An 8,943-nucleotide genomic window follows, 5' to 3' on the forward strand; every position below is an offset into this window, starting at 1 on the left:
TTCTAAATTTGGGTACAAATGAATTATGACAGCTATCAGGGGACTTAGTCAACTTTCGCGTTTACTATGTAGAATAACCCTGATGGAATAAGCGATCTGCTTATTTTTTTTGACAAAAGCACGAACAAGCTTTACGATTTGATAAGAGAATCTTATGCTTATGGAAGATACTCTTCGAAATTGCTAAGGGATGATGCTTACGAAGTCAGTTTTCTGACGAAAACTTTTAGGAGGTTAGCATTCGTTTGAACTGGATGGGGAACTTACAACAGCTTGGCCGCTCCTTAATGCTGCCTACCATTGCGCTTCCTATTGCTGCTGTGCTGCTTTGTCTAGGGGATTTACCTTGGGATGCTATACATGCTTCAAGCTTTGGGGAAATGCTGTCATTAGCTGGAAATACAATCTTTGATTATATACCAATTATCTTCGCTGTTGGTGTGGCATTGGGATTAACAGAAAGTGCTGGAATAGCTGGTTTATCGGCTATGCTAGGGTATTTCATGTTTACCCGACTCATCGAGCATGGGCTGGGCACGCAATTTCAATTAGGCGTTTCTGGCGGGATCTTGATTGGGCTGTTGGCTGCAATCATCTATCACCGCTGCAAGGAAATTAAGCTTCCGGAGTACATACAATTTTTCGGTGGACCTCGGATGGTGCCGCTCGTCATGGGCCTCGCAACGCTCATTGTCTCTTATATCATGATCTGGCTTGGTCCTTATCTGGAGACGCTTATGGGCAAAATATCAAGTGGATTACTTGGATTAGGCGGCTTCGGTGCATTCATATATGGGATTGCTCATCGCTTGCTCGTACCTTCGGGCTTACATCATATTTTGAATAACTTTTTCTGGTTTCAAGTGGGGGCGTACGAGACGCCATCTGGACAATACGCCTATGGCGATTTGCCGCGATTTTTTGCTGGCGATCCATCTGCAGGGATGTATATGGCCGGTTTATACCCGATCATGATGTTTGCATTACCAGCTATTGCTTTTGCAATTATCGGAGAAGCGAGGGAAGATTTAAAGCCGAAGATCAAAGCTACATTCTTAACGGCTGCATTGGCTTCCTTTTTAACTGGTGTAACAGAGCCGATTGAATTTGCTTTCCTTTTTGTAGCACCTTATTTGTTCGTTATTCATGCCATCCTTTCGGGCGTAGCTATGTGGATCGCTTATGAGTTAAATATCCACCATGGATTCTCTTATTCGGCTGGGGCTATTGACTACATCATTAATCTGCACTTATCACACAATGGCTTATTGTTGATTCCGATTGGGCTGGTCTATGGTTTACTGTATTATTTCTTATTCCGATGGGCGATTCAGAAGTTCCGAATTCCTACACCGGGTAGGGAAGAAGGCTCATCGCTAGAAGAGTGGGCTGGGGACATACCGTATCGTTCTCCGTTAATTTTGCAGGCACTTGGTGGGAAGGACAATATTAAGAAGATTGAAGCCTGTATTACCCGATTGCGACTTACGCTTGTCAATGATCGTCTGATGGACATCACGGCATTACGACACTTAGGAGCAGCAGGCGTCATACGTCTTGGAGGAGGCAATGTTCAAGTCGTGTTTGGAACATTTTCAGAGCTTATACGTGAAGAAATTATGAAGGTATTACGTAAAGATATTCATGTCGTCTTATTTACATCTCCAATGCAGGGACGTATGATCCCTATTGAAGAAGTGCCTGATCGTATCTTTGCCTCCCGACTCGTCGGGAATGGTGTTGCTTTTATTCCTGAAAAAGGTGAGTTGGTTTCCCCTGTTGCAGGTACCATTATGCACATTTACCCAACTATGCATGCACTGGGGATCTTAACGGATGAAGGTCTTGAAGTCCTGCTGCATATCGGAATTGACACGTCCAGCTTACCAGGCAAGTGCTTTAATGCTCTGGTGAAGGAAGGCGATCGTGTGGAAGCAGGACAGCTGCTAGTGAAGTTCAACTACAACAAAGTTAAGAAATTTGCTTCTTCCTTAGCGACACCTATGATAATTACGAATCCAGATATTGTGAAGTCATGGAGTTTTGCTCCGTTTAAGCCAGTTAAGAAAGGCCAAGGCTCTGTTATGTCCGTTGTCCTTAAGCCGACTAAATCCGAGGGGGGGACGAACGGATGATTAGAGGTGTAGGCGCGTCATCGGGAATTGCAATGGGTCAAGCGTTTGTTATTCCCACTTGGGAATGGGATTTTCCAGAGAAAATGATAGATGTGACAGATTTAGCTTATGAATTCGAGCGATTGTATGATGGCATTCGGCATTCTAAGGATGAGCTAGAGCTAATCAAACAAGAGATCAAAGAAGTTGTAGGGCAAGAACAAGCCTATATTTTTGATGCACATTTGGCCATTTTGGAAGACCCCATCTTCATGAATGAGATTCAAGGTATTATTGAGCTGCAATATAAAGCCGCAGAAGTCGCCGTGAAAGAAGTCATTGACAAATTTGTAGGTATGTTTAATTTAATTGATGATGAATACATGAAAGAACGCGCTTTAGATATTAAAGATGTCGGTAATCGTCTCTTGAAGCATTTATTGGGGGATACGAGCACGACGGTTCCGCCGATTGATCATCCTTATATTTTAGTTGCGAAGGAGCTTACCCCTTCACAGCTTGCTCATTTGGATCCAACGAATGTGCTAGGACTGTTGACAATTCTGGGTGGCACGCACTCGCACGTGTCGATTATGGCCAGAGCGATGTCTGTCCCTTATGTACTCGGATTAGAAGGAAAGCTGCTGCGTCCTATTCAAAATGGTGATTTCTTGATTATTGATGGTCAAGAAGGCACCTTGTATATTAATCCGGATAAGATTACAATCGAACGTTATCAAGCACGTAAGAAAAACTGGCTGGAGTTCAAGGAAAGCTTGCAAGAAATTGCCGATGTAGCTCCGCTGACGTTAGATAGAAGCTTGGTTAATCTACATGCGAATATTAATTCTGTTATGGAAATTGACCAAGTATTGCGGAATGGCGCATCAGGTGTAGGGCTTTTTCGTACCGAATATTTGTATATGGATCGAGATTCATTGCCTAGTGAAGAGGAGCAATTTGAGGTCTATCGCCACGCGGCAATGCAGCTTAAAGGACGTCCAATCGTGATCCGAACCCTGGATATTGGCGGCGACAAGAAACTTGACTACATGCCGCTTGCCAAAGAAGATAATCCCTTCCTAGGCTACCGGGCCATTCGAATCTCTCTGGATCGAACAGATCTCTTTATGACGCAGCTAAGAGCGATCTTAAGAGCAAGTCATTATGGGAATGTGAAGATCATGTATCCGATGGTGACCTCCATCGAGGAGGTGCGTCAAGCGAAAGCGCACTTAGAAAGAGCGAAGCTGGAGCTAAGTAGTCTTGGTGTGCCTTTTAATGCTAATATTGAGGTTGGACTTACCATTGAAGTACCTGCTGCTGCCATCATTGCTGATGTGCTTGCTAGCGAAGTGAATTTTATGAGTATTGGCACAAATGATCTAGTTCAATATGTTCTAGCAGTTGATMGAATGAACGAGAATATCGCGCACTTATATAATCCTTATCATCCGGCCGTTATTCGATTACTTAAACTCGTGATCGATGCAGGTAAGCGTGTTGGCATTCCTGTAGGCGTATGCGGGGAAATGGCTGGAGATATTCGGGCTCTGCCAATTTGGCTTGGACTGGGCATTGAGGAGCTGAGCATATCGGTTCAGACGCTCTTGCAAGTCAAGCACAGACTGCTTAGCAGTGATGCCGCGACATGCAAGGCATTAGTAGATCGAATTCTAATTTGCAAAACAAGCGATGAAATCTTGGAGCTTCTAGCGCAAACGGAACAAACGGAATCCATTGTAGGAGGTAATTAGTATGGAGTTAGCAGGTTTGAAGGTGCTAGCCTTCGTTGATGAAGAATTTGAAGATTTGGAAATGTGGTATCCTGTCTACCGGTTGCGTGAAGCAGGCGCAATTGTAGACATCGTTGGACCTAAAGCAAAAACTGTCTATCATGGCAAATATGGCGTACCCATCACGACGGATTATGCATTCGATGAAGTGAAATCTTCGGATTATGTTGGTCTTTATGTTCCTGGTGGTTGGGCACCTGACAAGCTTCGTCGTTATGCCGATGTGCTTAGACTTACGCAGGAGTTTCATGCGGATGTGAAGCCTATCGCGCAGATTTGTCATGCAGGCTGGGTTTTGATTTCTGCCAAAATCGTTCAAGGTTACACGATGACATCCACGCCAGGCATTCGCGATGATATCGAAAATGCTGGGGCCATTTGGGTTGATGAAGAAGTAGTGGTGGATCGCAATATCATTTCAGGGCGTAGACCACCGGATCTTCCGGCATTTTCCAAACGTTTTGTGGATGAAGTTATCTCCTTTAGCAAACAACTGCAAAAGTAACATCTCTCTTCCATAGGTGGCAAAAACTACTATGTATTGATCAGAAGGAAATCTGATGACATCGTAGAATAACATAGTACAAGCAACTAATGTACATGCCGCCTGTCAGTGAAGGAGTGTTAGAATGCAAAAGTATTGTAAGTGCGGACGCACGATGAACCTTCGTCTGCGCACGGTTATTTATCAAAGTAAAGTAGATATTGAGAATGTTCCTATCTATTCCTGTGAGGGCTGTGGACGAAGTGAGGTTGTACCTCATGTAAAGCCTGAACTTACCGGTCTGATCGGTAAGCTGGGTAGTAAACCAGAGAAGCAGCAATTCTTCTTCCATGAAGTTTCGGAGGTTGCCTTTCTGCTGTTAAAAGTAACAGAAAAAGAGCGTATGAATGATTCTATGGAGAAAATTGTGGAGGAACGAATCAATGAGCTGTTGGACATCTTATTGCTAGCGCAATCGCTAGGCGATGAGCCATGGGCTGAGGAAATTCGTAAACGTTTATCGCAAATCACTCAAAGCGCAATTTCAACCTAAAAATGGGCTGCCAATCTCGACAAGAGGTTGGCTTTTATTCTATTTGTGACCCTTTTGAAAATAAAATGAAAATTATTTTCAAAGCATTTTCATTTTGCATTGCAAGATGGATTAATTTGTCGTATCATAACGATAATATACTAGGTTCGCAGAATACTTGTGAAAATGGAGAGAGTAACCGTGACCGTAACCATTTATGATGTAGCGAGAGAAGCAGGCGTTTCCATGGCAACCGTATCTCGGGTCGTTAATAATAACCCGAACGTGAAGCCGCAAACACGTAAGAAAGTTTTTGAAGCCATTGAACGATTGGGTTACCGTCCAAATGCGGTAGCTAGAGGATTAGCAAGTAAAAAGACGACAACGGTTGGCGTTGTTATTCCCGATATATCCAATTCTATTTTTGCTGAAGTAGCGCGTGGAATTGAGGATATTGCGAATATGTACCATTACAATATTATTTTGTGTAATGCGGACAAGAAGAAAGAGAAAGAAATTCGTGTAATCAACACGTTGCTTGAGAAACAAGTTGACGGGTTGCTCTTCATGGGTGGTGTTGTTACGGAAGAACATATTCAAGCTTTCCGTACGTCATCCGTTCCGGTTGTCCTATGTGGCACGAAGGATGAGAACCAAGCGATGGCATCCGTTGATATTGATCATGAGGCGGCTGCATTCGACGCAGTGAACGTACTGATTGAAGCAGGGCATCGCGATATTGCCATGATTTCTGGGACTCTACAGGATCCAGCGAATGGCTTTGCTAGATATCAAGGCTACAAACGTGCACTTGAAACGGCTGGCATTCCAGTACGTGATGAGTATGTACGGATTGGAAATTACCGTTATGAGTCAAGCGTAGATGCAGTCAACTATTTCTTGGAGCTTTCTCCTAGACCGTCCGCCATTTTCTCGGCAACGGATGAAATGGCGATTKGCGCTATTCATACGATTCAAGACAATGGGCTTCGTGTTCCTGAAGATATCGCTGTAATCAGTGTGGATAATATCCGTATGGCCTCCATGGTTAGACCCACATTAACGACGGTAGCTCAACCGATGTATGATATCGGAGCTGTGTCGATGCGACTACTGACGAAGCTGATGAATAAAGAATCAACAGAAAATATGCAAGTTATTTTACCGCATGAAAWCATTAATCGTCACTCGGTTAAAGCCCGAGCTTAAGTGAAAAATAAACCTCTAATCGTGTCCTTCCATTCTGGAAGAGGTGCGATAGAGGTTTTCTCATGTAAGAAGAGAGAGAGGGAAATTAGTATGGCTTGGAACAAAATCGCACTCATAGGAGCAATGAATGAAGAAATTGAGCTGCTCGTTGCTCATATGACAGATATAACCGAAACGGTAAAAGCAGGCATTACCTTTCGAGAAGGTACTTATTTCGGTAAAGATGTCGTTGTCTGTCGCACAGGCGTTGGGAAAGTGAATGCTGCAGTAACCACGCAAATTCTAATTGATCAGTTCGGTGTAGAAGCAATTATCTTCACTGGTGTAGCTGGGGCATTAGATCCTGAGTTGCAAATTGGCGATCTAGTTATTTCCACGGAATGTGTACAGCACGATATGGACGTGACAGCACTAGGATTTCCACGCGGCGTAATTCCGTATGCGGAGAACTCAGTATACACAGCTGATCGCAAACTCGTAGAGTTAGCCGTAGCTTCGGGAGAGAAATTGTTTGCAGGTAAAGTGAAGCAGGGTAGAGTGCTGTCAGGCGATCAATTCATTGCAAGCCGAGAAGTAGTAGCTAGTCTGTATCAAGAGTTGAACGGTGTTTGTGTGGAGATGGAAGGATCCTCCGTTGCACAAGTATGTGCGATGAATGGAATTCCTTATGTTGTCTTGCGCTCCATGTCCGACAAAGCAGATGGTTCTGCGCATGTGAATTTCGCGGAGTTTACGGTGATTGCCTCGGAGAATTCGTATAAAATGGTTGAAGATATGGTGAAGCAGCTGTAAACTGCTGCTATCCATGAATAAAGCTCAGAGCATCGCCTAGTTGGCGGTGATCTGAGCTTTTCTCATCTTCGGAACGATTTATTTCAAATACATCATCGCCAGTTCCTTGGTCTGTCGATTCTTCTCGGTGATCACCTGGCGCCTTGGGATCGGCGCCCAAGCTTCGACCGGGTCGAGCCACGTCTCCACGAGTGGGACGGGGCTCTTGCCCTGCCAGGCGTCTAGCCACGCCTGGGGCAGCCTCAGCTGGGGCTCCGCCTCCAGCTGACTCATCATCGCCTGCTCGCTCATGACGAGCCAGAGCAGGCTCCAAGCCCGCGGTACGACACGCCAGATGTCGTACCCGCCGCCCCCGAGCGCGACCCACCGACCTTCGCACCACTGGTGCGCAAGTCGATGGATAAGCTCGGGCATGGCCTTGTACACGCGCATGGAGCAATGTACATGCGCGAGCGGGTCGAAAGCATGGGCGTCGCACCCATGCTGCGAGATAATGACGTCCGGCTGGAAGCGGGCGATCAGCTCGGTTAGCACCTCGCTGAAACATTCCAGCCAAGAATCATCCTCGGTATAGGGCTCCACCGGGATGTTTACATTCGTTCCGAACGCGTCGCCTTCTCCGCGTTCGTTCACAGCCCCTGTGCCGGGGAATAAATATTTCCCCGTCTCATGAATGGACAACGTGCCGACCTGCGGGTCGGCGTAGAAACTCCACTGCACGCCATCGCCGTGGTGTACGTCTGTGTCGATGTAGAGCACCTTAGCGCCATACTTCTCTTTGGCATAAGCGATCGCCGCAGACGCGTCATTATAGACGCAGAAGCCTGCACCCTTGCTCTGCAGGGCATGGTGGAGGCCGCCGCCTAAATGTAGKGCATGAGGTGCTTGGCCGGACATAACGAGGTCTACGGCAAGGATAGAGCCGCCTACGACCTTCGCAGTGATGTCATGCATCCCTGGGAAGTAGGGCGTATCGTCTGTGTCGAGCCCGAAACGGGCCGCTTCACGCACCCAGCGTTCCTCAGGAGCAGGAACACTTAACGCTTTCACCGCCTCGATATAAGGAGCTGAATGCACCCGCAAGAGTTCTGCATCAGTCGCTGAGCGAGACGTAAGTACCGCATTGTCTGGAAGAGCGCCAGATTTACGTAGTAAATCGACGGTCATGATGAGACGATCCTGATTGAAGGGATGCGTATCATTAAATTTATATTGAATTTCTTGATCATCATAGATAAACACAGGTTCCGTAAACTTCATGTCCATTTCCAAATTCCCCCGAATTGGCTAACAATTTCGTTTGAAGATCTGCTGCTAACTGCATCTTATGGARCTAATACATAAAGCGCTGCTGAAAACGCACGCGATCAAACTGCTCGACTGACGAGATAGGTACTTGCTTCCCGATCCTCACCATCAGACAATTGGCGGGATGTGAGCAAATTTCTGGATCATCAGTGGCAAACCAGACCATATCGATGCTTTTCATGAGCTTTTCCATCATTTGACGATATTCCCAAACGGTTAATTTACTCGTTTCCAAATCCCAATGCCAATAATATTCGGTAGTGAAGCAAATGACATTTTCCATTTGATCATCTTCAAATGCAAGCTGAATCATCTTTTTGCCTAAACCAATCGATCTGTAATCATCAGCGACCTCAATCGCGCCTAGTTCAATTAAATCCTTCATATTGCCTTGTGACCATCGCTCAATTTCATCTGCGTAATGGAATGTAACGTAACCGACAATGGTGGATCCATCTCTCGCAAGGATGATTCGTCCTTCAGGCAACCCGGCGATCTCGATGAGTGCTTCGAGTTGTTCTTTAGGCCTCCTGAAGGCGTCGAGTTTCGTGTGCATGGTGAGTTCCTGCAATTTTTCTGGTGAAACGGGACCCTCAATTATAATTTCAGGTTGATCGGGAGCAGTGCGCAAGCTTTGTGAGTGGTAGATTTTGATATGCTGCATAACTTTTGCTCTCCTTCTAAAAAACAGCATGATGGGCGTTTCCT

The 8,943-nt window shown here is 45.6% G+C and carries 8 protein-coding genes; 6 read left to right on the top strand and 2 right to left on the bottom strand.

The window, feature by feature from the left end; translation table 11 throughout:
• Positions 1-245 precede the first annotated feature (245 nt).
• The 6 genes from AC1DLM_RS24325 (at position 246) to AC1DLM_RS24350 (ending at position 6,927) form a co-directional block, all read left to right on the top strand.
• Positions 246-2,135 (top strand): glucose PTS transporter subunit IIA, encoded by a 1,890-nt coding sequence (locus AC1DLM_RS24325; protein WP_171635482.1) that lies wholly within the window; start codon positions 246-248, stop codon positions 2,133-2,135.
• Positions 2,132-3,871: a phosphoenolpyruvate--protein phosphotransferase gene (gene ptsP, locus AC1DLM_RS24330; RefSeq protein WP_056612485.1), complete on the top strand. Its 1,740-nt coding sequence runs from the start codon at positions 2,132-2,134 to the stop codon at positions 3,869-3,871. Before AC1DLM_RS24325 ends, ptsP begins: the two co-directional genes overlap by 4 nt.
• Before the next feature lies 1 nt (position 3,872).
• Positions 3,873-4,415: a type 1 glutamine amidotransferase domain-containing protein gene (locus tag AC1DLM_RS24335; RefSeq protein ID WP_477571411.1), complete on the top strand. Its 543-nt coding sequence runs from the start codon at positions 3,873-3,875 to the stop codon at positions 4,413-4,415.
• Positions 4,416-4,539: 124 nt separating this feature from the next.
• On the top strand, positions 4,540-4,947 hold the full coding sequence (locus AC1DLM_RS24340; RefSeq protein WP_171635487.1) for a hypothetical protein: 408 nt from the start codon (positions 4,540-4,542) through the stop codon (positions 4,945-4,947).
• 180 nt (positions 4,948-5,127) lie between these two features.
• Entirely contained in the window at positions 5,128-6,135 is a 1,008-nt protein-coding gene (ccpA, locus tag AC1DLM_RS24345) for a catabolite control protein A (RefSeq protein WP_477571412.1), read from the top strand.
• Between the two features lie 90 nt (positions 6,136-6,225).
• On the top strand, positions 6,226-6,927 hold the full coding sequence (locus tag AC1DLM_RS24350) for a 5'-methylthioadenosine/adenosylhomocysteine nucleosidase (protein ID WP_477571413.1): 702 nt from the start codon (positions 6,226-6,228) through the stop codon (positions 6,925-6,927).
• Positions 6,928-7,005: 78 nt separating this feature from the next.
• Here AC1DLM_RS24350 and AC1DLM_RS24355 read toward each other — a convergent pair whose 3' ends face one another.
• Together AC1DLM_RS24355 and AC1DLM_RS24360 are read right to left on the bottom strand one after the other, a co-directional pair.
• The gene (locus AC1DLM_RS24355; protein ID WP_441989127.1) at positions 7,006-8,187 is read right to left on the bottom strand and encodes an acetoin utilization protein AcuC; all 1,182 of its coding nucleotides are present in this window, start codon (positions 8,185-8,187) and stop codon (positions 7,006-7,008) included.
• Positions 8,188-8,260: 73 nt separating this feature from the next.
• Positions 8,261-8,899: a GNAT family N-acetyltransferase gene (locus tag AC1DLM_RS24360; protein WP_477571414.1), complete on the bottom strand. Its 639-nt coding sequence runs from the start codon at positions 8,897-8,899 to the stop codon at positions 8,261-8,263.
• Between the last annotated feature and the right edge of the window lie 44 nt (positions 8,900-8,943).

This window comes from Paenibacillus sp. 01T442 (assembly GCF_056398345.1).

What these genes read in the sequence shown, in the direction of transcription:
- AC1DLM_RS24335 (WP_477571411.1), top strand. Translation starts at nt 3,873, where the DNA reads ATGGAGTTAGCAGGTTTGAAGGTGCTAGCCTTCGTTGATGAAGAATTT.
- AC1DLM_RS24340 (WP_171635487.1), top strand. Translation starts at nt 4,540, where the DNA reads ATGCAAAAGTATTGTAAGTGCGGACGCACGATGAACCTTCGTCTGCGC.
- AC1DLM_RS24350 (WP_477571413.1), top strand. Translation starts at nt 6,226, where the DNA reads ATGGCTTGGAACAAAATCGCACTCATAGGAGCAATGAATGAAGAAATT.
- AC1DLM_RS24360 (WP_477571414.1), bottom strand. Translation starts at nt 8,899, where the DNA reads ATGCAGCATATCAAAATCTACCACTCACAAAGCTTGCGCACTGCTCCC.